At 67.2% G+C, this 25,508-nt stretch carries 23 protein-coding genes and 1 tRNA gene; 9 read left to right on the top strand and 15 right to left on the bottom strand.

Annotated elements, in window-relative coordinates:
* Nucleotides 1-17: 17 nt before the first annotated feature.
* The 6 genes from ACCQ01_RS05005 to ACCQ01_RS04980 form a co-directional block, all read right to left on the bottom strand.
* Nucleotides 18-647: a 50S ribosomal protein L25/general stress protein Ctc gene (locus ACCQ01_RS05005; RefSeq protein WP_076039473.1), complete on the bottom strand. Its 630-nt coding sequence runs from the start codon at nt 645-647 to the stop codon at nt 18-20.
* 108 nt (nt 648-755) lie between these two features.
* Complete coding sequence (locus ACCQ01_RS05000; protein ID WP_011269977.1) at nt 756-1,715, bottom strand: ribose-phosphate diphosphokinase; 960 nt, start codon at nt 1,713-1,715, stop codon at nt 756-758.
* 184 nt (nt 1,716-1,899) lie between these two features.
* Nucleotides 1,900-1,976: transfer RNA gene (locus tag ACCQ01_RS04995), tRNA-Gln, on the bottom strand.
* Nucleotides 1,977-1,979: 3 nt separating this feature from the next.
* On the bottom strand, nt 1,980-2,867 hold the full coding sequence (gene ispE, locus ACCQ01_RS04990; protein ID WP_228431633.1) for a 4-(cytidine 5'-diphospho)-2-C-methyl-D-erythritol kinase: 888 nt from the start codon (nt 2,865-2,867) through the stop codon (nt 1,980-1,982).
* Complete coding sequence (gene lolB / locus ACCQ01_RS04985) at nt 2,849-3,505, bottom strand: lipoprotein insertase outer membrane protein LolB (protein WP_228431617.1); 657 nt, start codon at nt 3,503-3,505, stop codon at nt 2,849-2,851. Before lolB ends, ispE begins: the two co-directional genes overlap by 19 nt.
* On the bottom strand, nt 3,502-5,190 hold the full coding sequence (locus ACCQ01_RS04980) for a tetratricopeptide repeat protein (protein ID WP_228431616.1): 1,689 nt from the start codon (nt 5,188-5,190) through the stop codon (nt 3,502-3,504). The genes lolB and ACCQ01_RS04980 overlap by 4 nt, the downstream gene beginning before the upstream one ends.
* A gap of 65 nt (nt 5,191-5,255) precedes the next feature.
* Between ACCQ01_RS04980 and hemA the strand changes: the two genes are divergently transcribed.
* The 5 genes from hemA to ppk2 all read left to right on the top strand — a co-directional run bounded on the left by hemA (nt 5,256) and on the right by ppk2 (nt 11,271).
* Complete coding sequence (gene hemA / locus ACCQ01_RS04975) at nt 5,256-6,554, top strand: glutamyl-tRNA reductase (protein WP_076036320.1); 1,299 nt, start codon at nt 5,256-5,258, stop codon at nt 6,552-6,554.
* Nucleotides 6,532-7,617, top strand: coding sequence for a peptide chain release factor 1 (gene prfA / locus ACCQ01_RS04970; RefSeq protein WP_228431615.1), 1,086 nt, complete (start codon nt 6,532-6,534; stop codon nt 7,615-7,617). The genes hemA and prfA overlap by 23 nt, the downstream gene beginning before the upstream one ends.
* A complete protein-coding gene (locus tag ACCQ01_RS04965) occupies nt 7,614-9,320 on the top strand; it encodes an O-linked N-acetylglucosamine transferase, SPINDLY family protein (protein WP_228431614.1) in 1,707 nt (568 codons plus the stop codon). Before prfA ends, ACCQ01_RS04965 begins: the two co-directional genes overlap by 4 nt.
* Before the next feature lie 619 nt (nt 9,321-9,939).
* Nucleotides 9,940-10,458, top strand: a complete 519-nt coding sequence (moaB, locus tag ACCQ01_RS04960; protein ID WP_228431613.1) for a molybdenum cofactor biosynthesis protein B — start codon at nt 9,940-9,942, stop codon at nt 10,456-10,458.
* A gap of 30 nt (nt 10,459-10,488) precedes the next feature.
* Nucleotides 10,489-11,271: a polyphosphate kinase 2 gene (gene ppk2 / locus ACCQ01_RS04955; RefSeq protein WP_011036100.1), complete on the top strand. Its 783-nt coding sequence runs from the start codon at nt 10,489-10,491 to the stop codon at nt 11,269-11,271.
* On the opposite strand, the gene ACCQ01_RS04950 is transcribed toward ppk2, so the two are convergent.
* The 4 genes from ACCQ01_RS04950 to ACCQ01_RS04935 form a co-directional block, all read right to left on the bottom strand.
* The gene (locus tag ACCQ01_RS04950) at nt 11,253-12,476 is read right to left on the bottom strand and encodes a hypothetical protein (RefSeq protein WP_228431612.1); all 1,224 of its coding nucleotides are present in this window, start codon (nt 12,474-12,476) and stop codon (nt 11,253-11,255) included. The genes ppk2 and ACCQ01_RS04950 overlap by 19 nt on opposite strands.
* Before the next feature lie 87 nt (nt 12,477-12,563).
* Nucleotides 12,564-12,830 carry an acylphosphatase gene (locus tag ACCQ01_RS04945; protein WP_115576590.1) on the bottom strand — a complete coding sequence of 89 codons (267 nt, stop codon included), beginning with the start codon at nt 12,828-12,830 and terminating at the stop codon, nt 12,564-12,566.
* Entirely contained in the window at nt 12,830-13,444 is a 615-nt protein-coding gene (locus ACCQ01_RS04940) for a TlpA family protein disulfide reductase (RefSeq protein WP_116890603.1), read from the bottom strand. The genes ACCQ01_RS04945 and ACCQ01_RS04940 overlap by 1 nt, the downstream gene beginning before the upstream one ends.
* On the bottom strand, nt 13,441-14,718 hold the full coding sequence (locus tag ACCQ01_RS04935; protein WP_011036096.1) for a YihY family inner membrane protein: 1,278 nt from the start codon (nt 14,716-14,718) through the stop codon (nt 13,441-13,443). Before ACCQ01_RS04935 ends, ACCQ01_RS04940 begins: the two co-directional genes overlap by 4 nt.
* Nucleotides 14,719-14,830: 112 nt before the next feature.
* Here ACCQ01_RS04935 and wrbA point away from each other — a divergent pair, with 112 nt between their 5' ends.
* Nucleotides 14,831-15,427 (top strand): NAD(P)H:quinone oxidoreductase, encoded by a 597-nt coding sequence (gene wrbA / locus ACCQ01_RS04930; protein WP_014506797.1) that lies wholly within the window; start codon nt 14,831-14,833, stop codon nt 15,425-15,427.
* Nucleotides 15,424-15,768, top strand: coding sequence for a DUF2069 domain-containing protein (locus ACCQ01_RS04925; protein WP_228431611.1), 345 nt, complete (start codon nt 15,424-15,426; stop codon nt 15,766-15,768). The genes wrbA and ACCQ01_RS04925 overlap by 4 nt, the downstream gene beginning before the upstream one ends.
* A 133-nt stretch (nt 15,769-15,901) precedes the next feature.
* Here ACCQ01_RS04925 and ACCQ01_RS04920 read toward each other — a convergent pair whose 3' ends face one another.
* Entirely contained in the window at nt 15,902-17,119 is a 1,218-nt protein-coding gene (locus ACCQ01_RS04920; RefSeq protein WP_228431610.1) for a glycoside hydrolase family 30 beta sandwich domain-containing protein, read from the bottom strand.
* Nucleotides 17,120-17,533: 414 nt separating this feature from the next.
* Here ACCQ01_RS04920 and ACCQ01_RS04915 point away from each other — a divergent pair, with 414 nt between their 5' ends.
* Both ACCQ01_RS04915 and ybaK read left to right on the top strand, forming a co-directional pair.
* A complete protein-coding gene (locus ACCQ01_RS04915) occupies nt 17,534-18,019 on the top strand; it encodes an asparaginase domain-containing protein (RefSeq protein ID WP_011036092.1) in 486 nt (161 codons plus the stop codon).
* A 3-nt stretch (nt 18,020-18,022) separates the two neighbouring features.
* Nucleotides 18,023-18,496, top strand: coding sequence for a Cys-tRNA(Pro) deacylase (gene ybaK, locus ACCQ01_RS04910; RefSeq protein WP_115000504.1), 474 nt, complete (start codon nt 18,023-18,025; stop codon nt 18,494-18,496).
* 126 nt (nt 18,497-18,622) lie between these two features.
* Here the strand turns inward: ybaK and ACCQ01_RS04905 are convergent, their stop codons facing one another.
* From ACCQ01_RS04905 to ACCQ01_RS04890, 4 genes are all read right to left on the bottom strand, one after another.
* Nucleotides 18,623-20,320: a S8 family peptidase gene (locus ACCQ01_RS04905; RefSeq protein WP_228431609.1), complete on the bottom strand. Its 1,698-nt coding sequence runs from the start codon at nt 20,318-20,320 to the stop codon at nt 18,623-18,625.
* A 334-nt stretch (nt 20,321-20,654) separates the two neighbouring features.
* Nucleotides 20,655-22,064 (bottom strand): S8 family peptidase, encoded by a 1,410-nt coding sequence (locus ACCQ01_RS04900; protein ID WP_103699498.1) that lies wholly within the window; start codon nt 22,062-22,064, stop codon nt 20,655-20,657.
* 237 nt (nt 22,065-22,301) lie between these two features.
* A complete protein-coding gene (locus tag ACCQ01_RS04895) occupies nt 22,302-24,044 on the bottom strand; it encodes a S8 family peptidase (protein ID WP_228431608.1) in 1,743 nt (580 codons plus the stop codon).
* Nucleotides 24,045-24,358: 314 nt separating this feature from the next.
* On the bottom strand, nt 24,359-25,444 hold the full coding sequence (locus ACCQ01_RS04890) for a branched-chain amino acid aminotransferase (protein WP_228431607.1): 1,086 nt from the start codon (nt 25,442-25,444) through the stop codon (nt 24,359-24,361).
* Nucleotides 25,445-25,508: the final 64 nt, after the last annotated feature.

The following is a 25,508-nucleotide window of genomic DNA, read 5'->3' as shown; positions in this document are numbered from 1 at the left end:
CAGCGCCGGCCAGCCGATTACTTGGCGTCGCCTTCAGCGGCTTCGTCAGCCACGTCGTCGGCTTCCACCTGACCGTGCTTGGCGATGACCACTGCCACGTCGTGTTCCTTGCCCAACTTCAGCTCGGGAATCTCCACGCCGGCCGGCAGGGTGATTTCCGACAAGTGGATCACGGTGCCCACTTCCAGCGTGCTCAGATCGATCTCGATGAACTCCGGCAGGTCCTTCGGCAAGCAGACCACCTGGACTTCGTTGAGCTCATGGGTCACGACCACTTCGCTCGACTTGCCAGCCGGCGAGCTTGCTTCGTTGATGAAGTGCAGCGGCACCGAAGCGCTGAGCTTCTCGTTGGCACTGACGCGCTGGAAGTCGATGTGCATGATCAGCTGCTTGAACGGATGGCGCTGCATGTCACGCAGCAGCACCTGCTGCACGTCGCCATTGAGGTTCAGGTCGAGGATCGACGAGTAGAACCACTCGTTCTGCTGCGCAAGCCAGATCTGCTCGTGGTTGAGCTGGATGCTGACCGGCTCGAGTTCGCCACCGTAAACGATGGCAGGAATGACGCCAGCGTGACGCAGGCGGCGGCTCGCACCCTTCCCCTCGTCTGCGCGGCGCTCGACCTTGATTTCATGAGTCTTTGCCATTGGATTTCACTACCTAGTTGGAATACCGCCTCGCGGCGATGAAGCGTCTCCCCCGCGACCAGGAGAGACGGATTGCGGCACCCGGACATCCGGATGCCGAAGAACTTATCAGTCGACGTAGAGCGAGCTGACCGACTCGCCGAAGGCGATGCGGCGGATGGTCTCGGCCAGCAGTTCGGCCACGCTCAGCTGGCGAATCTTGGGGCACGTGCGTGCCGCAGCGCTCAGCGGGATCGTGTCGGTGACCACCAGCTCGTCGAGCTGCGAATTGTTGATGTTGTCCACCGCCGGGCCAGACAGCACCGGGTGGGTGATGTAGGCCACGACCTTGAGCGCACCGCGCTGCTTGAGTGCAGCAGCCGCCGCGCACAGGGTGCCGGCGGTATCGACCAGGTCGTCCACCAGCACGCAGGTCTTGCCCTGCACGTCACCGATGATGTTCATCACCGTGGCGACGTTGGCACGCGGGCGACGCTTGTCGATGATGGCCAGGTCCGCATCGTCCAGGCGCTTGGCGACGGCGCGCGCGCGCACCACACCGCCCACGTCCGGCGAGACCACGATCAGGTTGTCGGTGCCGTAGGCGCGCCAGATGTCGGCCAGCAACAGCGGCGAGGCGTACACGTTGTCGACCGGCACATCGAAGAAGCCCTGGATCTGGTCGGCATGCAGGTCGACCGTCAACACCCGGTCGGCCTCCATCGCACAGATCATCTTGGCGGCGACCTTGGCGGTGATCGGCACGCGCGAGGAGCGCATGCGGCGGTCCTGGCGCGAATAGCCGAAATACGGGATCACCGCGGTGACGGACGCGGCGCTGGCGCGCTTGAGCGCGTCGATCAGCACCAGCAGTTCCATCAGGTTCTCGGCGCTGGGCGCGCAGGTCGGCTGGATGACGAACACTTCCTGCCGGCGCACGCTCTCTTCGATCTCGACCTGCACTTCGCCATCGGAGAAGCGCGTGACCAGCGCCTTGCCCATGCGCACGCCCAGCTCTTTGCAGATGCTTTGGGCAAGCGGTTTATTGGCATTGCCGGAGAACACCAGCAGATTACGTTGGTCTTGCATGAGATCTCTCGGGCGGCGGCAAAGAGCGTGCGGGTCGATGGCGGAGCGGGACAACGGCGCGCCAAGCCAGGCTTTTTTGGATCCGCACATGCTTTCCCTCACTCCCGCATAAGATGCGCGGGCGATTGCAGAGGGATCTGCAGGTACGGCGCGTGCAGAGGGATCTGCATCAATTCTCAACAACTGGCAGGGGCGGTAGGATTCGAACCTACGAATGCCAGGATCAAAACCTGGTGCCTTGGGCCTCTTGGCGACGCCCCTGCATCAAACCTCTATCGCGTCCAGTGCGTCGAGCAATGGCGAGTGCGCTGCACCCTCCACGACCCACGCCCGCAGGTTGCCCGGCAACTGCGCCATGGCCTGCTCTGCAGCAGCGCGCGTGGCGAATTCGACGAAACAACCGCTCCCCGACCCTGTCAAACGTGGCGTTCCGATCCTGGAAAGCGCCTGGAACACGGCCTCGATGGCAGGTTCCCGGCGCCGCAGGACCGGCTCGAACGCATTGTCGAGCAGAGAACCGGAAGCGAAGTCCGCTATTTTCGCGGGCGCAGCATCCCGCGTCAATTCCTGTGATTGAAACAGGACCGGCGTGGGCACGTGAATACCGGGGTCGACCAGCACGTAGGCCGCCTGCGGCAGGCTGATCGGGGTCAATTTTTCGCCCACGCCCTCGGCCCAGGCGTTGTGCCCACGCACGAATACCGGCACATCGGCGCCCAGGCGCAGGCCCAGTTCGGCCAGGGTGTCGACCGGCAAGCCCAGTCCCCACAAGGCATTCAGGGCCACCAGCACGGTGGCGGCATCCGAGGAGCCGCCACCGAAGCCACCGCCGGCGGGGATGCGCTTGTCGACCCGCAACTCGGCCCCGAGCGCGGTGCCGGCTTGAATTTTTAGCGCGCGCGCCGCACGCACCATGAGATCGTCGTCTTCGGCGACGCCCGGCAGGCTGGCGCCGATGCGCTGGATCTGGCCGTCGGTGCGCAAACGAACATGAACGGTGTCCCCCCAGTCGAGCAGGCGGAACACGGTCTGCAGCAGGTGATAGCCATCGGCGCGGCGCCCGATGATCTGCAGAAACAGGTTGAGCTTGGCCGGCGCAGGCCAGGCCGACCAGGCAGGGTCCGACGCAGACATCAGGGCGAGAGCGTCCATTGGTCGACCAGCAGGCGCACCTTGGCGTCGCCATTGCGCGCTTCGATCCGGCGCGGCAGTTCGGGCTGGGCTGCGCTGCCGGGCGTCCATTCGAGGAAATCGATGGTCCAGCCGTCCTGCTGCAAGGTGCGCGGCCGGCCGTGTTCGTCCAGGTCCACGCGCGCGGCGCCGGCGTCGGCGATACGCAGGGCGCGCACCCAGTCGGGCATCTGATTGACGGGAATGGTCCAGCCGGTGGCCTCCAGCAACACCCGCTCCGCATCGGCGCCAGCGCGCGGCCCGCCGTCCAGACCTTCCAGGCGACCTGCGCCCGTGATGGTGTCGCCGGTCAGCACCCAACTCTGCCGGGTCACCGGCGCACTCAATTGCACGTGGTAGCGCGGGCCATCTTGTTGCCAGTCGAGACGGCCACTGCCGCCATCGCGGCCCTTGCTGATCGCCACCCGGCCCTGGAACGACCATGCCGGATGTGCCTGCAGCCAGGCCTGGCGGGCGGTTTCAGCCTGCTGTGCGGATTCGCTCACCTGCCCCACAACCGCCGGCGCGGCACCGCCCTGCCCGCGCGGCACGCTGACGCACCCCGACAGGCCGGCCAGCGCCAGCCCGGTGAGGGCCAGCGTCCTGATCACCTGACTCATAGACCGAACTTCTCCACCGCACGCTGCAGCGCACGGTTGTCCGGGTCGAGCCGGCGTGCTTCGTCGAAGTAGCGCCGCGCCTCGTCCTGCTTGCCGCTGACCCACAGCACTTCACCCACGTGCGCGGCGATTTCCGGGTCCTTGACCAGGGCCCAGGCGCGACGCAGCTGCACCAGCGCTTCCTTGGTGCGGCCCATGCGGTAGAGCACCCAGCCGTAGCTGTCGACGATGGCCGGGTTGTCCGGCGCGGCCGTACGCGCGCGATCGATCAGCGCCAGCGCCTCCTTGTAGCGGGTGGTGCGGTCGGCCAGGGTGTAGCCGAGCGCATTCAGCGCGGCGACGTTTTCCGGCTCGGCAACCAGGATCTTGCGCAGATCGGCCTCGGCACGCGGCACATCGTCACGGCGTTCCCAGGCCAGGCCACGCGCGTACAGCAACGCACCGTCGTCCGGGTAGGCCGCCAGTCCGCGGGCAAAGGCGTCCAGTTCGCCCGGTGCATCGTTGGCGCGCTGGTGCAGCTCGGCCTCCAGTACGTAGGCGTCGCGACGGGCGTCGTCGTCGGCACTGGCATCGCCCTGCAGGGCACGGGCTTCCTTGAGCGCTTCGGGCTTGCGGCCGAGTTCGTACAAGGCGCTGGCCGCGCGCAGGCGTGCCTCGCTCAGCTGCGGGCCACCGGGAACGCCGCGGTACCACTCCACTGCCTCGTCGTAGCGCTTGAGGAATTCGGCGATCTTGCCCAGCAACAGGCGGCGGTCCGGATCGGGCTTGGTCGCGTTGCCCTTGAGCTCGTCGTACAGCGCGGCCAGCGCGGTGTTGTCCTTCTCTTTGGCCAGCATCGAGGCACGCAGCCCGTAGGTCTGGGTGTCTTGTAGGCCGGTGGACAGCACCCGTGCCGCCGCTTCGGTCTGGCCCATCGCGTCATAGGCGAACGCCAGCGCGCCGCGCAGTTCGGAGTCTTTCACCGCCTGCGGCTCGACATTTTTCAGCAGCGCCAGCGCGTCGTCGTTCTTGCCTTCCTGCTGCAGCTGGGTGGCGTGCAGCAAGGCCACGCGCGGTTCTTCGGGGAAGCGGCGCACCACTTCGTCGACGATGCGCTTGGCCAGCGCCGGGCGCTCCATCCGCAGCGCGAGGCGGCCGAACTCCTGCCAGGCCTCGATCTGATTGGGAATGGCGCCGGCCTTGACCAGGTCTTCGAGCACATCGGCCGAAGCGTCCGGCTCGCGCCCGCCGTTGGCCAGGGCGATCAGCGCGAAGCGCCAGCCGCGCGGGTCGGTTTCCTTGAGCAGGCCGAGCAGATCGCGGCGTGCGGTGCGCAGATCGTTGCGGCGCAAGGCCAGCGAGGCTTCGGTGCTGCGCATTGCCAGCGACGACGGCGCACGGGCACGCCACAGGGCCAGGGCCTCGATGGCGCGCGCGTCATCGTTGGCCAGCATGGCGATGCGGGCGGCCCGCTCGGCCAGCCCGGCATCGCCGGCTTCGGCCTTGGCGGCATCCAGATAAGCGCGCGCCGCCTCGTCCAACTGCCCGGCCTGCAAGGCGAATTCGCCCGCCAGGACCGGCTCCAGCGAGGCGCTGCCGGCAGTGGCTGCCGGGGGGGCGGGCAGTGCTTTTTTCGGTGCTGCGATGGCGCTGGTCGACACTGTGGCCAGCAAAAGAACACTCAGGATGCGAATCGGTACAGGCATCGGGGGCAACCGGGCCGTAAAATGGGGCCCTGAATGGCCAGCAGCTTATCGCAAGCAACTGAACAATGACGTTGTGGGTGCTCGGACTGAATCACCAGACCGCACCCGTGGACCTGCGCGAACGCGCGGCGTTCGCGGGTGACGCGTTACCGCGCGCGCTCGATTCGTTGCGCACCCTGCCGCAGGTGCGCGAGGCCGCGCTGCTGTCCACCTGCAACCGCACCGAGCTGTATGCGATGGCCGACGACCCGCAGACGCTGGTGGCCTGGCTGGACACGCACGCGCCCGGGTTGAGCGGCTATCTGTACCAGCACCACGACGCCGAGGCAGTGCGCCACCTGTTCCGCGTGGCCACCGGGCTGGACTCAATGGTGCTCGGCGAGCCGCAGATCCTGGGCCAGGTGAAGGACGCCTGGGCGGTGGCACGCGCACACGGCGCGCTGGGCAGTGGCCTGGACCGGCTGTTCCAGCAGACCTTTTCGGTGGCCAAGCGCGCACGCACCGACACCCGCGTGGGAGCAAACCCGGTGTCGGTGGCATCCACCGCGGTGCGGCTGGCGCAGGAATCTTTCGCACGCTTGAATGAATCGACGGTGCTGCTGGTGGGCGCCGGCGAGACCATCGAACTGGCGGCCAAGCATCTGAGCGAGGGCCGCGTGCGGCGGCTGCTGATCGCCAATCGCACCCTGGCCCACGCGCAGACGCTGGCCACCCAGCACGGCGGCGTGGCGCTGCCGCTAACCGAGCTGGATCGCCATCTGGCCGAGGCCGATGTGGTGTTTTCCGCCACCGCCGCGCGCGAGCCGGTGGTAACCCGGGTGCAGGTGGAACAGGCGCTGCGCACGCGCAAGCGCAAGCCGATGCTGCTGTTCGACCTGGCGGTGCCGCGCGACATCGAGGCCTCGGTGGCCGAGCTGAGCGACGCCTACCTGTACACGGTGGACGACCTGGAACGCGCGGTGGAAGACAACCGCCGCAGTCGCCGCGAGGCGGCCGACCAGGCCGAAGCCATCATCGACCTGCAGGTGGCGCGCTATGTGGAAACGCTACAGGCCAACGAACGCCAGGCGCCGCTGAAGCGGCTGCGCGCCTTCGGCGACAGCACCCGCGACGAACTGCTGGCCAAGGCGCGGCAGCAATTGAACAACGGCAAGCCGGCCGATGAAGTGCTGGAACAGTTGGCGCATGCGCTGACCAACCGCCTGCTGCATCCGCCAACCGCCGCACTGCGCGATGCCGCGCTCAACAACGACCTCGACCTGACCAGCGCGGCCGACCGGCTGTTTCCCGAGAAACCCGGTTACCGCCATCCCCCTGTAGCTACCCCGATCGTGAGGACTGATGACGCCGACCCTGCGCCGTAAGCTCGAAGCGCTGGCCGAGCGCCGCGAAGAACTGCAACACCTGCTCTCCGATCCGGAGGTGGTCAGCAACAACGACAAGTTCCGCAGCCTGTCGCGCGAACTGTCGCAGCTGGAACCGGTGGCGCTGGCCATGCAGAAAGAAGCACGCGCCAAAGCCGATCTGAGCGCCGCAGAGGCGATGCGCAACGATCCGGAAATGCGCGAGCTGGCTGAGGAAGAAATCCTCGCCGCACAAGCGCGCCTGGACGAACTGGACGCGCAACTGGCGCTGTTGCTGGTGCCGCGCGACCCGCGCGATGAAGGCAACCTGTTCCTGGAGGTGCGTGCCGGCACCGGCGGCGACGAAGCGGCGATTTTCGCCGGCGATCTGTTCCGCATGTACGCGCGCTACGCCGAGCGCCAGGGCTGGAAGGTGGAGATCGAATCCGACAGCCCCGGCGAGCACGGCGGCTACAAGGAAGTGGTGGCGCGGGTGGTCGGGCGCGGCGCGTATTCTCGGCTGAAATTCGAGTCTGGCACCCACCGCGTGCAGCGCGTGCCGGCCACCGAATCGCAGGGCCGCATCCACACCTCGGCCGCGACCGTGGCGATCATTCCCGAAGCCGATGACGTGGAAGAGATCGTGATCAATCCGGCCGACTTGAAGGTAGATACGTTTCGCTCCTCCGGCGCCGGCGGGCAGCACGTCAACAAGACCGAATCGGCGATCCGCATCACCCACGTGCCCAGCGGCGTGGTGGTGGAATGCCAGACCGAACGCAGCCAGCACGCCAACCGCGACAAGGCCATGAAGCGCCTGAAGGCGCAATTGGTGGAAGCAGAACGCAGCAAGGCCGCCGCCGCCGAAGCGCAGACGCGCAAGTTGCAGGTAGGCAGCGGCGACCGCAGCCAACGCATTCGCACCTACAGCTTTCCGCAGGGCCGCATTACCGACCACCGCGTCGAAGGGCTGACCTTGTACGACCTGCCCAACATCATCGAAGGCGATCTGGATGCCTTGATCGCACGTTTGCTGCACGAGCATCAGGCCGACGAACTGGCGCGATTGAGCGAGGGCACGTGACCGCCGACGGCCCGCGCGAGCTGTTGCAGCTGCGCGCGGCCGTGCGCCATCGCCCGCAGGATTTCGTGGCCTGGCTGATGCTGGCCGACGCGGAGCTGGGCATGGGCGACACGGCGGCCGGCGAGATGGCGGTACAGCGCGGCCTCGCCCTGCAGCCTGGTCATCCGGAGGGAGTGGCGCGGCTGGGCCGCGTGCGCTGGGCGCAACAGCGCCATGCAGAGGCCGCCGTCCTGCTGCAGCAAGCCTCCGATGCCGCCCCCGAACACCCCGGTATTGCGTTGTGGCTTGGGCATGCGCTGGAAGATGCCGGCCAGGCCGAAGCCGCAGCCGTCGCGTACACGCGTGCGCATCAATTGTTGCCGGAGGAGCCGTACATCACCGCGCAGCTGCTCAACTGGCGGCGCCGGCTGTGTGACTGGCGCGCACTGGATGCCCTGTCCGCGCAGGTGCGCGCCGCCGTGGCGCAGGGCGTTGGCGCGGTGGAGCCGTTCGCGTTCCTCAGCGAGGACACCAGCGCCGCCGAGCAACTGGCCTGTGCGCGCACGCGTGCGCAGGCGATCGCCGCCAGCGTGCGGCCGCTTGCGCCCACGCGCGTACGCAGCAAGGGCCCGCTGCGAGTGGGCTTCGTCTCCAATGGCTTTGGCGCGCATCCCACCGGCTTGCTGACCGTGGCCTTGTTCGAAGCGCTGCAGCGGCGCCAGCCGGACCTGCAGGTGCATCTGTTTGCGACAAGCGGTGACGATGGCAGCACGCTGCGGACGCGACTGGCGCAGGCCAGCACCTTGCACGACGTCACCGCGCTCGGGCATCTGGCCACCGCGCAGCACATCCGCCACCACGGCATCGATCTGTTGTTCGACCTGCGTGGCTGGGGCGGCGGCGGGCGCCCGGAAGTGTTCGCGTTGCGCCCGGCGCCGGTGCAGGTCAACTGGCTGGCGTATCCGGGCACCTCGGGCGCGCCGTGGATGGATTACGTGCTGGGCGATGGGTTCGCGCTACCGCCCTCGCTGGAGCCCTTTTACAGCGAGAAGGTGCTGCGCTTGCAAGGTGCATTTCAGCCGTCGGACACCTCGCGCGTAGTTGCCGAACCGCCTTCGCGTACGCAGTGCGGCTTGCCCGCGCAGGGCGTGGTGCTGTGCTGCTTCAACAACAGCTACAAACTCAACCCGCGCAGCATGGCGCGCATGCTGGCGGTGCTGCGCGCAGTGCCCGACAGCGTGCTGTGGCTGCTGTCCGGGCCAGGCGAGGCCGATGCGCGTCTGCGCGCATTCGCACAGGCGCAAGGCGTTGACGCGCAGCGCCTGGTGTTCATGCCGAAGTTGCCGCATCCTCAGTACCTGGCGCGCTACGGGCATGCGGACCTGTTTCTGGATACGCATCCGTACAACGCGCACACCACTGCATCGGACGCGCTATGGGCGGGATGCCCGGTATTGACTACGCCTGGGGAGACGTTTGCTGCGCGGGTCGCTGGCAGCTTGAATCATCATCTTGGGTTGGATGAGATGAATGTGGCGGACGATGCCGCGTTTGTTGCCAAGGCGGTGGCGTTGGCGAGTGATCCGGCGGCGTTGATGGCGTTGCGTGCGCGGATGGATGTGCTGCGCCGTGCGTCCGGGGTGTTTGAGATGGACGGGTTTGCGGATGATTTTGGTGCGTTTTCGCAGGCACTCGCGCGGCGTCATGGTTGGCTGGGAATCTAGCGCTGACTTTTTGCTTTCAGAATAGATGGCTGCCTTCCGCCGTACCCTCACCCCCCCCCTGCTCCACACCCCGGCCCGCGCTTGCGGCGCGGGAGCCCCAAGGCACGAGCGCGCATGGCGCGCAAGCTGTGCCTTCTCGCCCCAACGGGAGAGGGGCTCCAGACAACTTCCTCACTATCGCGTTCAAACTCCTCCAAGTCACCGTAATGAAGTGCCGAGGCGGCAGCGTGGCCGGGGATTGGCGGAGAGCCGCACAGGCATGTGCCGCGGCGGCGAGTCAGACAGGATGCCTGACCGAGCCGAGGAGCCGATCCCCGGCCGCGCTGCCGCCCCCTCACCGAAGCTAGTACGGACAGGCATCTTGCTTCGCCGTACCCTCACCCCAGTCCCTCTTCCGAGGGAGAGGGGCGTCCAACCTTGCGGCGTGGGCGCTCGGCGGCACGCACACCAGTGGCGCGCAAGCTGTGCCTTCTCGCCCCCAGGGAGAGCGGCTTATCGATTTGCGACGAACTGTCAGTTGCTAATTGCCAGTATCAGCGGATCCTCGACTGCGACTGACGTTGTGCGGCTTCACGCCGTGGTGCTGTACCCGGCCGTCCAGGCTCGCTAGGCTGGCGGCATGCCTTCCAATCTCGACTTCATTCCCTTGCACCTGTGCGTACTGACGGTGTCCGACAGCCGCACCCTGGCCGATGACCGCTCCGGCGATTATCTGGTCGACGCACTCACCCACGAGGGCCACGTGCTGCATGCGCGTGCGTTGTGCCCGGACGATCGCTATCGCATGCGCGCACTTGTCTCTGCCTGGATCGCCGATGCGCAGGTGGACGGCATCCTGGTGACCGGCGGCACCGGCTTCACCGGGCGCGATTCCACGCCCGAGGCGATCACCCCGCTGCTGGACAAGCTGATGCCGGGCTTTGGCGAGATGTTCCGCGCCATCAGTGTTGCGGAAATCGGCACCTCGTCGCTGCAGTCACGCGCGTTTGCCGGCCTGGCCAACCACAGCTTCGTGTTCTGCCTGCCCGGTTCCACTTCGGCCTGCCGCACCGCGTGGGAAAAGATCGTGCGTGCGCAGCTGGATGCGCGCACCAAGCCCTGCAACCTGGCGACACTGCGTCCACGGCTGAGCGAATAGCCTGCGCGTTCCATCGCTGGCGGAACGCGCATGTCGCACCTCAAACGCAAGGCCTACAAGAAACTGCTGGAACCGCTGCAGCTGGAACTGGTCGGCATGGCGCGCTGGCTGCAGCACACCAACCAGCGCGCGCTGGTGCTGGTGGAAGGCCGCGACACCGCCGGCAAGGGGGGCGTGATTCAAACCATTGCCAGCCATCTCAATCCGCGCCAATGCCGGGTGGTGGCGTTGCCCAAGCCCAGCGATCGCGAAAGCACGCAGTGGTATTTCCAGCGTTACGTGACGCACCTGCCGGCGGCCGGCGAGTTGGTGCTGATGGATCGCAGCTGGTACAACCGCGCCGGCGTGGAGCGCGTGATGGGCTATTGCACCGACGCGCAGTACCAGGCGTTTCTGGAGCAGGCACCGCGCTTCGAACAACTGCTGGTCGACGACGGCATCCTGCTGTTCAAGTACTGGCTGTGCGTGGATCAGGCCGAGCAGGAAGAACGCTTTGCCGAGCGCCACGCAGATCCGCTCAAGGGCTGGAAACTGTCGCCAGTGGACCTGCAATCACGCGCCAAGTACGACGACTACACCGCCGCGCGCGAACGCATGCTGCAGGCCACCCACACCGCGCAAGCGCCGTGGACGCTGGTGGATTTCAATGACCAGAAGCGCGGGCGGCTGAGCCTGATCCGTGATCTGCTGGACCGGCTGCCGGATACCTCGGTGCCGCAGGAGCTGCTGCCGCTGCCGCCACTGGACGGCAAGCTGCACAAGGAGCACTACGGCGTGCTGACCCCGATCGACGATTACGCCGGCCAGTCCTGAGAAACTTCGTCGCTGGCGGCAGTGGCGCGCGGCAACGGATGCACGCCCGCCTGGCCTTCGACCTGCTCGGCCTGCACCACCAACTGGCTCAGGCGCTGGGCGAACAACTGCATGAAGCCGCGGTGCAACGGGCGCATGGCCTCGATGTAGTCCACATCGTCGGTCTGCGGCCCGAGCGGGCTGCAGGACGACAACAACACTTCGTCCAGGCGCAGCGCGGTGTCGGGCAGGCGCACCGTGGCCGCGCGGCGTAGCCAGTCGCGCATGCCCTGGCGGTATTCGGCGGCCAGGATGTAGGCCACTTCCACCTGGTCCAGGTCCACGTCCGGATTCCAGGCGAGCACCTGGATCACCTGCGAGCGTTCGTCCAGCACGCGGCTTTCGGCGATCAGGGCGTGTAACTGCTGCAACAGCTGCCATTGCGCCAGCGCACCGTCACGTTGCGGCGAGGGCATGGCCTCGATGGCTAGCACCAGGCGGCGGGCGAACAGGGCCGGCACGTCGGCCAGCACCAGCGGGCCGGCGTCGGCGCCCAGCAACAGGCGTTCGGTCCGCAGCGCGGCGGTGTCGGGCAGATAGCCGTCCTGCAGCGGGCGCATCACGCCGTGATCGAGCAGCGACAGCACCACATCCAGCCAATAACGGCGTTCCTGCTGATGCGCGCGGTTGGCGCTGGCGTTTTGCCAGGCGGGGCGCAGTTCGTCCAGGCGCGCAATGCAGGCCTGGCTGTCCAGCGCATCCCATGGCGCGCGGGTGGCGTCGTTCGGATCGAAGGCGTCGACGTTGAGCATGCCGCCGCCAAAGCGGTGCCAGGCGGCGCCACGCAGCGTGTTGGCCGGATCAGGCTTGGCCGGGGCGAGTGGTGATGCCGTGGCTGGCCGCAACAGCGCGGCGTAGGCATCGGCCCAGGAATCGGGAAGACGGGCAGACAACGGATAGCTGGCCGATGGCTCGCCCAGGCGGCGCCGCGCCAGGCGCAGGCTCCACAGCACCGCACCCAGCACGATGCCCGCGAAGACCCAGGCCAGCAGCCAGCTGGCGGCGGCCTGCTCGGGGCGCAACACCCGCGTGGCCGGGTGCATGAACAACAGCCAGCCGCTGCCCAGCAGCGCGCCCAGATACAGCCACGGCGCCAGCTGCGCCGATGCACTGCGAGGTTCGGGCAGGTCGCGCCCACTGTTCTGGTCTTGAGATGGAGCTGCCATACATTTCCCCTGCACGCCTGATCGCGTGGACATCCAGGTTATCGGCGAGGAAACGCAAGTCTGTTGCCCTGCTCAGGCAACTTTTGGCTAGCCGGTTACAAATGCTTCAGTCGTCGGAATCGCGCATGGCGTGCGCGTGACAGACGCGACCTTGCTCGCTGGCGAGCCCTGCCAGAGCCAGTGTTCAAGTGCCTCCAGTGCTGCAGCGGAACCGGCGGCGACAACCTCCACGCTGCCGTCCGCCTGGTTGCGCGCATGTCCGCGCAGTTGCAGCGCCAGCGCCCGCTCGCGCGCGGAGGCGCGGAAGAACACGCCCTGCACGACGCCGGTGACGATGAAGCGTGCCGCCTGCATCAGCCGGCCTTGCCGGTGATGCCCACTGCAGTCTCGATGTCGCGCGCGGTGACCGGGCCCAGGAACTGCTTGGCCACCTTGCCGTCGGGGCCGATCAGGTAGGTCATCGGCAGCCCGCGCGGGGTGGCGAAGTCCTGCGGCGGCTGGTACGGGTCCAGGATGGCCACCGGATACGACACCGGGTGATCCTTGAGGAAGGACTGCATGTCGGCGGTGGTGATGTCCTCGTAGGCCAGGCCGACCACTTCGATGGAGTCGCGCATGGTGTGCAGCGCCGACAGCTCGGGCATTTCCTTCAGGCACGGCGCACACCAGGTGGCCCAGAAGTTCACCACCACCCACTTGCCGCGGTGCGCGGCCAGGTCGTAGGTCTCGCCGGACACGGTGGGCAGCGACAGAGTCGGCATCTCGGCAGTTTTCTGCACCACCGAACTAGTGGTGGACGCAGCGGCCGGGTCAGTGCCGGCCGGCGGGGTCGCTGGCGCCTGATTGGCGGGCGTGGGCGCCGGTGACGCCGTGGTCGATGTGCCCTCGCCGGTGGGCTTGCAGGCGGTGAGCAGGACCAACGGCAACAGCAGCGCGCAGGCGCCGCGCATCAACGAACGCAGGGTCATGGAGGATCTCCCGGAAGGTGGGTATAGAGGTCGCCGACCGGCTGCGCCAGCACGCTGCGCAGCGGTTGACGCAATTGTTCCAGCGCAGCGGCGGCGGCCTGGCCATAGGGGTCGTCGCGGCACGGCAAGGGACGGTCTTCAACCGGCACCCGCAACTGGCAGCTTTCGTACAGCTCGGCCAGCGGCACCACGTCCAGGTCGCGCGCCAGCAGCCAGTTGCCGCGCTCGTCACGGCGCAGCAGGCGGATACGTTTGAGCTCGCACAGCAGCTCCTGCATCAAGGTGTCGGTGAGCATGGGCTCCAGCGCCAGGATGCGGTCTTCGTCCAGCCCGTTGCCGTGCAGGCGCGCCTGGCGGAAGCGCCCGAGCAGGCGCAGCAGGCCATAGATCTCGAACCCCGGCGGCAGCCGCATGGCTTCAGGCTGGTAGCGGAACGCCGACATCGACGATGCCAGCGACGCGCCCAGCAACACCGACACCCAGCTCAGGTAGATCCATAGCAGCAGGATCGGCAGCGCCGACAATGCGCCATAGATGCGCTGATAGGTCTGGAAATTGCCCAGGTAAAAGCCGAAGCCCCATTTGACGATTTCCATCAGGATCACCGCCAGCAGCGCGCCCGGCAGGGCATGCCGCAGCCGCACCGCATGCTGCGGCACCACGCGGTAGATCAGCACGATGCAGACGAACTCCACCGCCATCGGTGCCAGCCGCCAGGCGAATTCGGCCAGCCACTGGCCTTCGGTGGTGCGGAACAGCGGCAGCGCGAACACATACGCGGCCATGGCCATCGATGCGGCCGCCAGCATCGTGCCCAGCGTCAGCACCGTCCAATAGATCAGAAAGCGCGTCACCTTGGGCCGGGCCGCGGCCACGCGCCAGATGCTGTTGAAGGTCTGCTCGATGCTGTGCAGGGTGATCAGCAACGAAGCCACCAGCGCCACCATGCCGGCCACGGTGAACTTGCCCAGATCCTCGAGCGACCGGTTGAGGTAGTTCTGCACCGAGCGCGCCGCGCCCGGCACGAAGTTGTTGAAGATGAAGTCGGTGAGCGCGTCCTTCCACTCGTTGAATGCCGGAAACGCCGACAACACGCCAAACACCACGATCGCCAGCGGCACCAGCGCAAACACCGTGGTGTAGGCCAGCGACGCGGCCGCCTGGAACAGCCGGTCGTCCAGGAAACGGCGCCACAGAAAACGCCCGAAGCTGGCCGTGCGTGCACGGTCCCGCAGGCGTTCCTTCCACTGATGCATGGTGTTCACACGCGACATCGGGCAAGGGTAACCGAAGCGTCGTCATCGCGGTCTTGCCGCACCTGCGGCGTGCAGCCAGGCCACGCCATCGCCGATACTGCGGCCACCTCACACAGGCGGCAGATGCGCGATGACGGAAATTCTGGTGCTGTACTACAGCCGTGGCGGTTCGGTGGCGCGGCTGGCGCGGCAGATCGCGCGCGGCATTGGCGAAGTGCCCGGCATGAGCGCGCGGCTGCGCACGGTCCCGCCGGTGGCGGCGGTGACCCAGACCAGCGCCCCGCCGGTGCCCGACGAAGGCGCCCCGTATGTGGACGCTGCGGATCTGGCCGAATGCGCCGGCGTGCTGCTCGGCAGCCCGACGCGCTTCGGCAACATGGCCGCGCCGATGAAGCACTTCCTCGACAGCCTGGGCGCCGAATGGGCCAACGGCACCCTGGCCGGCAAACCGGCGGCGGTGTTCACCTCCACTGCCTCGATGCACGGCGGCCAGGAATCCACGCTGCTGTCGATGCACCTGCCACTGCTGCACCACGGCTGCCTGATCGTCGGCATCCCGTTTACCGAAACAGCCCTCAGCCACACCACCAGCGGCGGCACGCCCTATGGCGCCAGCCATGTCTCCGGTGCTGGCGGCGACCCGCAGCCCAGCGACGAGGAAGCCGTGCTGGCTCGCGCGCTGGGCCGGCGCGTGGCCGATATCGCCCGGCGGCTGGCAACCCCGTGAGCCGGCGCGCCGCGCACTGGCTGCTCACCGCTGCCTTGCTGGCCCTGTCGGCGTTGTTCGTGGTGTGGTTTCACGATGACCGCCACCGCGTCGCCGCGTTGCTGGTGTTCGCGCTGCCGCCGCTGCTGATGGCCATGGGCGCCGTGCGCAGCGCACGTGCGCGCTTCTGGGCCGGCGTGTTTGCGCTGGGCTGGTTCAGCCACGGCATCATGGCCGCCTGGAGCGCGCCCGACGTGCGTGGGCTGGCCTGGCTGGAATTGCTGCTGGCCCTGCTGGTGGTGGCGCTGGTCAGCGGCCATGGCGTGGCCGCGCGGTTCGGCAAGCGCCGCGCTCCTCGCTAACGCGGGTTGCGCAGTCGGCCAGTGGGGCGGACGAACTGCCCGCTGCACTGGCCGTGGACTCACACCGTCACGGCGAGGTCATTGCCGTGGGCAGCGCTCAATTGCCCGCCACCTTCACCGCAGCGCCCGCCTGTCACTGCCCTACCAGCGTGGCGATGCTCTGCGGGTCGATATACAGCGAGGTCTTGCCGCCGCTCACCGTGTACGCACCGGCATAGCCGGCGTTGAGGCTGGACGAGGTGGTGTATTTGACGAACTGCGTGGCCGCGCCGGCCGGCACGGTCAGATCCAGCCGCTGGTGGGCGGTGCCGGTGTTGACCGCCACCACCACGATCTTGTTGTCCGGCGTGCGGTACGCCGTGGTGGACACGTCCGCATACGGGTGCTCGGTGGCACCGATCCGGACCGACCCTGGCCGCACGAACCGCGCGTACTGCGACATCACATACCCGCGCTTGCTGACCGAACCACCTTCGCTGATCAACCCGTAACTGCGGCGGATGTACCACCAGATGTAGGCGTTGTAGTTGGCGACCATGATCTGATGCAGCTCGCTCGCAACGCCCAACGCCGACGGCCACGCATTGCCATCGCTGGTGTCGGTGTAGTGCTCGGTCATCCAGACCTGCTTGCCCTTGCTGCGCGCCAGTGCGTAATCCTTTGGCTGCGCGCCGTACAGATGCCCGGCGACGATGGACGTGGCCTGGCTGGCCTTGGCGTTGTTGAGCACTGGGTCCGTGATGGAAAAGGTGAAGCCAACCGACTCGCCCACGATCACCTTCAATGCGCCGAACTTGCCGCCTTCGGCGTTGAGATAGTTGACGAAGTCGCTGCCATTCCAGTCTGCGGATTCATAGTCTGGATGCCAATCCGGCTCGTTCTGCAGCGAGATCGCGTACAGCGGTGCGTTGCGCGCCGAGAGGTAGTTGGCGAAATCCAGCAAATGCGTGGTGTAGGCGGCGTACGAGGTCGACAACAACTTGCCGCCCTTGACCAGGCTGTTGTTGGACTTCATGTACGCCGGCGGCGACCACGGTGTGGCGAACAATATGCCACCCAGTGCGCGCACGCGCGCGGCGGTGGGAACCTGCAGGCTCCAGCCACTGCTGGAGGGGTCGATGCGCATGCGCAGGATCGACAGGCCGATCTGTCCGTTGCCGCTGCCATAGGCAAGATCCACCTGCGCAGGGGTCAGATCGTTGATCCATCCCGCACCATTCATCCCGCCGAATCCGCGCACCGTCTGGTACGTCTGGTTCGGGTTGACCGTGACGGTTTGCGCAGCGGCAGTGGCGGTAAGGCACAACCCTATCAACGGCAATACGGCACGCAGCAACACGGAAGGCTTCATGCGTCATCTCCAGAATTGAACGAAGGTGCCAACCCAACGCATCGACGACCGTGCGCGCGCAGGCAGCCGTTGCACAGCGCGTTGGCATTGCTGCCTCGCACGGCCGCGCAACAAAGCGATCGCGACCAGTGAAAGAGCGTGGAGTGTGCACGTGGCCGATGACACTTGTATGGGCGTGGCATCCCAGAACGCGGCACTGTCATGCAGCGGAAGGATGGCGCAGGAAAGCGTGCGTGCGGTGACGCACGCGCCCGCGTCACCGCTGCGGCAGTGCACCACGCCTCACGCTGCCGCGCCATACATCGGAATGCGCCCTGCCCGGCCAGGCCATCGCCTGCACCGCTGGCGCCAGCGCCGTATCATGGCGGCCCTCGCGCGGCCTTGCACCGCGCCGGCCCTACAGGACCCGCAGCAATGGAAGACCTCCTGATCGTCACCACTGGTGGCACGATCGACAAGATCTACTTCGACGACAAATCGGACTACCAGATCGGCGACCCGCAGATCGGCCAGATCCTCAAGGAACTGGGCGTGACCTTCCGCTTCACGGTCATCCCGATCATCCGCAAGGATTCGTTGCACATCACCCAGGAAGACCGCGAGCTGATCCGCGCCACCATCCAGGCGCAGCCCGCCCGGCAGGTGCTGATCACCCACGGCACCGATTCGATGGTGGAAACCGGCAAGGTGCTGCAGTCGATCGCCGACAAGACCATCGTGATGACCGGTGCGCTCAATCCGGCGCGCTTTCGCGGCTCCGATGCCGAGTTCAACATCGGCTGCGCGGTCGGGGCCGTCCAGACGCTGCCGGCCGGCGTCTACATCGCCATGAACGGAAGGATCTGGAACCCGGAAACGGTGCGCAAGAACGTGGCGGCCAACCGGTTCGAACCGGTCTAAGCGATGAGCAAGGCCACCCGCGCCACCCGTGCACTGGATGCGGCCGGCGTGGCCTATGTGCTGCATCCTTATCCGTACCAGGCCGATGCCGACGCCAAGGGCCTGCAAGCCGCGCAGGCGCTGCAACTACCGCCGCACCAGGTGCTCAAGACCCTGATGACCTGGGTGGACGAGCACGCGATCTGCGTGGTGATCCCGTGCGACCGCCGGTTGTCGTTGAAGACCCTTGCCAGCGCCTGCGGCGGCAAGTCCGCGCGCATGATGGAGGTGGCCGATGCCGAACGCCGCACCGGCTACAAGGTGGGTGGCATCAGCCCGCTCGGGCAGCAGCGGCCAGTGCCGGTGCTGATCGAATCCAGCGTGCTCGACGCACCTGCGTTGTGGATCAACGCCGGCCAGCGTGGCTTGCTGCTGGAACTGGCCGGCGCCGAGATTGTGCATGTCCTCGGCGCGCGCGCTTACCCACTCTGCGAGTGAGCCAGCCACGCCTGCAATAATGCAGTCAAGCCAGCCTTGCGTACGCCATACATAGAAACGCGCTGGCGCCTTGCCTCAGGCGCCAGCGCGTCACTGCCTCGCACGGCCAGGCGGCTGCTCTGACTATCAGTACGTCGCCACCAGGTTGACAGCGGAGAACGCCAGCGTTCCTTTCAGTCGCACGTAATACGTGCCTGCCGCAGGTGCGGTCAGTGTGCAGGTTTCGGTGTTGCCGACCAGCATGCTGCGGCAGCCAAAGGCGGCGTCGGTGGGCAGTGCATTGGCGCGCAGTGACAGGTCGGCATTGCCGCTGCCGCCGCTGAGCGTGACCTTGAGCGAGCGCGTCCCTGCCGGCACCTTGACCTGGTAATACAGCGAATCGCCGATCGCCGCGCTCAGGCCAGTGCGTGCTGCATTACTGGTCAGCAGCGTGGCATTGATCACCGCCGCCACCGCGCCATCGGCATTGACCAGGCCCGCACCGCAGCCGGGAGCGCACGCCACCGGCAACGGGCGTGCACTGCTCTTCAGCAGCGCCTCCACCGTTGCCGGCGTCAGCGGGTTGAGCGCCACCGACTGCATCAACGCCACCACGCCGGCCACATGCGGCGCCGCCATCGAAGTGCCGCTATACACCGCATAGGCCGGATTGGCTGGAACCGTGGTGCCGCTATTGAGCGTGGAAATGATCGCCTGGCCGGGCGCGGCGATGTCCACGCCCTTGCCGAAGTTGGAGAAGCTGGCCTTGGCGCCGGCCGAGGTGGTTGCCGCCACCGCAATCACGTTCGCGCAATTGGCCGGCATGCTGGTGGCCACATCCATATTGCTGTTGCCGGCCGCCACTACCACGGCGGTGCCGCGCGTGACCGCGCCGGTGATGGCATTGCCGATGATCGTCGAGCAGCTGCCATAGCCGCCGAGCGACAGGTTGATCACCGTGGCGGGATTCGGATTGGCCGGTACGCCGGTCACCTTGCCGCCAGACGCCCACACGATGGCATCGGCGATATCGGACATGTAGCCACCGCATTTGCCGAGCACGCGCAACGGCAACAGTTTGGCGTTGAAGGCGGTGCCGACCACCCCGGCCGCGTTGTTGCCAACCGCGGCAACGATGCCGGCGACATGGGTGCCATGCCAGCTGGAATTGGACGCCGACGCGCCCGCACCGCAAGCGTTGGCCGCAGACCAATCGCCCTGATCGGCTGCATTGTTGTCACGCGCGGTGCCGTCGCCTGCGACGGTGGGGTCGGTGATGAAGTCGTAGCCGGGCAACACGTTGGCGGCCAGGTCCGGGTGCGCCGTGATGCCGGTATCGATCACCGCCACCACGATGCCCTTACCGGTGGCGCGGTCCCAGGCCGGGCGGACATTGAGGCTGGCGGTGGTGGTTCCCATCGCCCATTGCTGTGGCAAGCCGGGGTCATTAGGCACCAGCAGCGGCCGCATCAGCACGTCCACTTCCACCCGCTTGACGGTCGGGTCGGCGGCAAGCCGGCGCATCAAACTTTCCGAGTCGACACGGTCCAGGCGCCGATCAGCCACCAGCAGCATCGGGCCGGCACTGAGCCGACGCGTGGCCGACAGGCCCAGCGCGCGCCCTTGCCGCCTGGGGACGGCGCGGGCGATCTCGCCCCACGGAGCCGACAGCCCGGTCGCGCGGGTGCTACCCACGCGGTCCTTGTAGCTGACGATGAAACGCTGGTGGCTCGAGCCCGATGCCAGGCCCTGCAGGTTGACCTCGCCGGCCGATACCTGAAACACACACGCCATCGCACACACACACGCCGCGTAGCGCACTGCGCCAACCGTTGACTGCCTCATGAATCGCCCTCCCCAGGACATCGGTACTCGGATGACGCGCAGCGCAGGGACTGCAATGCCGCGTCGGATGCGCGGGCATTGCATGACGCAGCCCCCACGTGACGAGGCTATCGGCGAACCCGAATGGCGCTGAAGCCAGGCAGCATCAGTCCACTCGTGTTCGTTCAGCCACTCCTGGCGCACGTCGCGGCCCTTGCAGCGCGCCCACAAAAAAGCCCCGCCTGGGCGGGGCACAAGAGAGAGAGACAGGCACCGACAGCGCGTCGGGAGCGCTCTGACAGACGCCGGCACTGTGGCCGGCGTCCGCTGGGGAAATACGCGTTACGGCGTCGCGTTACGGCGTCTGGCTGACCGCGCCGGCTGCGTTGACGATACCGGCGCCGCAACCGCCCGAGCAGGCGCCCGGCAACGGCCGTGCAGTGTTCTTCAACAGCGTTTCCACCGCCGCCGGGGTCAACGGACGCGACGCTGCCGACTGCACCAGCGCGACCACGCCGGCCACGTGCGGCGCCGCCATCGAGGTGCCGTTGTAGGACGCGTAGCTGGCGCTGCCCGGGGTGGTGGTGCCGCTGTTGAGCGTGGACAGGATCGCCGAGCCTGGACCGGAGATATCGATGGTGGTGCCAAAGTTGGAGAAGCTCGAACGCGCGCCGGCCGAGGTGATCGAGGCCACCGAGATCACGTTGGCGCAGCTGGCCGGGGTGAAGTTGGCCACGTTGGCATTGCTGTTGCCCGCCGCCACAACCACCGTGGTGCCGCGCGACACCGCGCCGTTGATGGCGTTCTGGTAGGTGCTGGAGCAGGCGCCGTTGCCGCCGAGCGACATATTGATCACTTCGGCCGGGTTGGCATTGGCCGGCACGCCGCTGACGGTGCCGCCGGAGGCCCAGACGATCGCATCGGCGATGTCCGAGGTGGTGCCGCCGCACAGGCCCAGCGCGCGGATCGGCACGATGCGCGCATTGAATGCGGTGCCGGCCACGCCGGTGCTGTTGTTGGTGACCGCGGCAATCGTGCCGGCCACGTGCGTGCCATGCCAGCTGGAGTTGGCCGCTGCCACGCCGGTACCGCACTGGTTGGCCGCGCGCCAGTCGCCCTGGTCGGCCGCGTTGCTGTCACGGCCGTTGTTGTCGCGCGCACGCGCCGCATCGCTGATGAAGTCGTAGCCGGGCAGCACGTTGGCGTTGAGGTCCGGATGGCTGGTGATGCCGGTGTCGATCACCGCGACCACCACGCCGGTGCCGGTGGCGGTGTCCCAGGCCGGGCGCACGTTGATGCCCGATGCGGTGGTGCCAAAGCCCCACTGCTCGGACAGACGCGTGTCGTTCGGGGTCAGCGTCGGGTACATGATCTGGTCGATTTCCACGTATTCCACGCTCGGGTCGGCGGCGATGCGGCGCATCAGCGTCTCGGCTTCTGCGCGGTCAAGACTGCGGTCGGTCTTGAGCACTTCGGAGCCCAGCGCGGTGCGACGCACGTGGTTCAGGCCCAGCGCGCGGCCAGCGCGTGCCGGCACCGCAGTGGCAACAGAATTGAGCGAGGCGCGCATCGAGGTCGGGCTCACCGACGCACTGCTGCCGTCGCGGTATTTGACGATGAAGCGATCCAGCGTCGGCTGCGAATCCAGCCCGGACAGATTCACCTGCCCGGCGAAGGCCGGCACCGCCAGCAGCGAGGTCAGCGCGGACACACCCAGGACTACCAGCGCGCGCGTAGGCGCACGACGTTGCGACACATTGGACATCGATCGTTCCTTTCAGTGATGAGGTGCCGCAGATGCGGCGTGATGGCCGGACCCCATCGCGCGCTGCGATGGCAGGTCTGGAAGTGCACAGGCAGGTGCCTGTCGAAACGACTGACCGGTGTCCGTCCCGGCCACGCGGCAACACATCCCCAGCGCCTGCCGAATCGGTAGGCGTGGGAGTGGATTGCAGATGAGGAGCGCGCCCTGGCGCAGTGCCGGGGCGCGCGTGACGCGCGGTTAGTAGCTGGCGCGCAAGGTGACGCCGGAGAACGTGCTGTAGGCCTTCAGCCGCACGTAATACGTTCCGGACGGTGCGGTGATGGTGCAGGTCTCGGCATTGCCGCTGCGGTATGGGCGGCAGGTGTAGGCCGAGTCGGTCGGTGCACTGCCGGCGCGCACGTACAGGTCGGCATCGCCGCTGCCGCCGCTGGTGGTCACCGTCAAGGTGCCGCTGCCGGCCGGCACGGTGATGGTGTAGTTCAATTCCGCGCCGGTTGCCGCGCCCAGGCCGGTCACCGGAGTGCCGTTGGTCAAGGTGTTTCCACCACCGCCACCGCCGCCGCTCCCGCCATTGATGGCCGCAGTGACCGCGGCATCGGCGTTGACGATGCCGGCACCGCAGCCGCCCGAGCAGGCGCCCGGCAATGCACGCGCGGTGTTCTTCAACAAGGTTTCCACCGCCGCTGGCGTCAGCGCGGTCGGGGCGACCGACTGCACCAGCGCGACCACGCCGGCCACATGCGGCGACGCCATCGAGGTGCCGTTGTAGGACGCATAGCTGGTGCTACCCGGCGTGGTGGTGCCGCTGTTGAGCGTGGACAGGATGGCCGAGCCGGGTGCCGACACATCGATACCGGTGCCGAAGTTGGAATAGCTGGCCTTCGCGCCCGCCGAGGTGGTGGCGGCCACCGCAATCACGTTGGCGCAGTTGGCCGGCAGCGAACCGGACACGTTGGATGCATCGTTGCCGGCCGCGACCACCACCGTGGTGCCGCGCGACACCGCACCGTTGATGGCGTTCTGCATCGTGGTCGAGCAGCTACCGCCGCCGCCGAGCGACATGTTGATCACCTCGGCCGGGTTGGCATTGGCCGGGATGCCGCTGACGGTGCCGCCGGAGGCCCAGACGATGGCGTCGGCGATATCCGACAGCGACCCACCGCACTTGCCGAGCACGCGCACCGGTACGACCTTGGCGCCATAAGCCGTGCCGGCCACGCCGGTGCTGTTGTTGGTCACTGCGGCGACCGTGCCGGCCACATGGGTGCCGTGCCAGCTGGAGTTGGCGGCGGGAATGCCGGTGCCGCATTCGTTGGCGGCGTACCAGTCGCCCTCGTCGGCAGGATTGCTGTCGCGTCCATTGCCATCGCGCGCGGTGGTCGCACTGCTGATGAAGTCGTAGCCCGCCAGGATATTGGCGTTGAGGTCGGCATGGCTGGTGATGCCGGTATCGATCACCGCCACGACCGTGCCGCTGCCAGTGGCCTTGTCCCAGGCCGGGCGGATGTTCAGGCCGGCGTTGGTGGTGCCGAACGCCCACTGCTCGGACAACCGGGTGTCGTTGGGGGTGAGCGTGGCATGCAGGATCTGGTCGACTTCAACGCTCTGCACATTGGGATCAGCGGCCAATTGCCGCATCAGGGTTTCGGCCTCGGCGCGGTCCAGCGCGCGGTCTGTCCTCACCAGTTCCGGCCCCAACGCCAGGCGGCGCACCGAGTTCAGGCCCAGCGCCTTGCCGGCTTTGGCCGGCACCGCGCGCGCAGCAGTGCGCAGCGAGGTGGTCAACGCGGACGGGCTGGCCAGCGCGGTGCTGCCGTCCTTGTAGGTCACGATGAATTTCTGATGGGTCTGTGCGGTGGCCAGGCCATCCAGGTAGACCTCGCCGGCAAAGGCCGGCATCGCGAGCAGTAGCGAGGTCAGGGCGGACGCGCCCAGGATGGTGAGCGAGCCAGTACGCTTGCGGAGAGACGCAGTCGACATCGAATTCCCTTCCATATCAAAGAGAACCGCCGGAGCGGTGTTATCCGGCGCCGCCTTCCGTAGGTCAGCGCCGAGGTCCCCGGATCGCCCCTGTTATCGATCCGTTCAGCGAACCTACCGCACTCCAACCGAACTGGACAATAAGAACTTCGCACTTTCAAAAAATTAAATATCAGATTTGTGACACCGTACGGCACCGTTCAGTCTCGCGATGACATGTGGCGACACCAAATGACACGCACTTGCTGCACTGCGCGCAAAAAAAAGCCCCCGCGCTGACGCGCAGGGGCCCTGATTTGGCTTGACGTGTTGGCTTAGGACAGACGCACCAGCCAACCGTGGCGGTCCGGCACGCGCCCGTACTGAATGTCGGTCAGCTCCTGGCGCAGCGACATCGTCACCTCGCCCGCCGGTGCAGACAGGTCGCCGACCGCAAAGCCATCGCCCTTCAGCTCGCCGATCGGGGTGACCACGGCCGCCGTGCCGCAGGCGAACACCTCGCTGATCTCGCCGGAGGCCACGCCGTCCTTCCACTCGTCGATGGACACCTTGCGCTCCACCACCTGCATGCCGCGGTCGCGGGCCAGCTGCAAGATGCTGTCGCGGGTGATGCCTTCCAGGATGCTGCCAGACAGCTCCGGGGTCACCAGCGTGCCGTCCTTGTAGACCAGGAACACGTTCATGCCGCCCAGTTCTTCGATGTACTTGCCTTCCACCGGGTCCAGGAACAGCACCTGCGAGCAGCCCTGCGCATAGGCTTTCTGCTGCGGTAGCAGCGAGGCGGCGTAGTTGCCACCGCACTTGGCCGCGCCGGTACCGCCCTTGGCCGCACGTGCGTACTCGGTGGACAACCAGATCGACACCGGCGCCACGCCCTTGGCGAAATACGGGCCGGCCGGGCTGGCGATCACGTAGTACGAGGCCTTGTGCGCCGCGCGCACGCCCAGGAACGCCTCGTCGGCGATCATGAACGGGCGGAAGTACAAGCTGGTTTCCGGCGCCGACGGCACCCAGTTGGCATCCACCGCCACCAGCTGGCGCAGCGACTCCACGAACAGGTCCACCGGCAGTTCCGGCAGCGCCAGCCGGCGCGCCGAGCGCTGCAGGCGCTCGCCATTGGCCTGCGGGCGGAAGGTCCAGATTGAGCCGTCGGCATGCCGGTAGGCCTTGATGCCTTCGAAGATCTCCTGGCCGTAATGTAGGACCGAGGCGGCCGGATCCAGCTGCAGCGGGCCGTAGGCACGCACCTGCGCGTCGTGCCAACCGAGCTCGTTGGTCCAGAAAATGGCGACCATGTGGTCGGTGAAATGCAGGCCGAACCCCGGTGCAGCCAGGATCACGGACAGTTCGTCGGCGCTGCGCGGCGACGGGGAGCGGGTGGAAGCGAAGGACACGGACACCGAGAGATTCCTGTAGAGCGGAAGGAAAGACGCGGCGCCACGTGCAAGACATGGCGCCTGATGG

This window comes from Xanthomonas sp. NCPPB 4037 (genome assembly GCF_041475695.2).
GTDB lineage: Bacteria > Pseudomonadota > Gammaproteobacteria > Xanthomonadales > Xanthomonadaceae > Xanthomonas > Xanthomonas campestris.
Note: the sequence above shows the minus strand (reverse complement) of the source record. Positions and strands in the feature narration are given on the sequence as shown.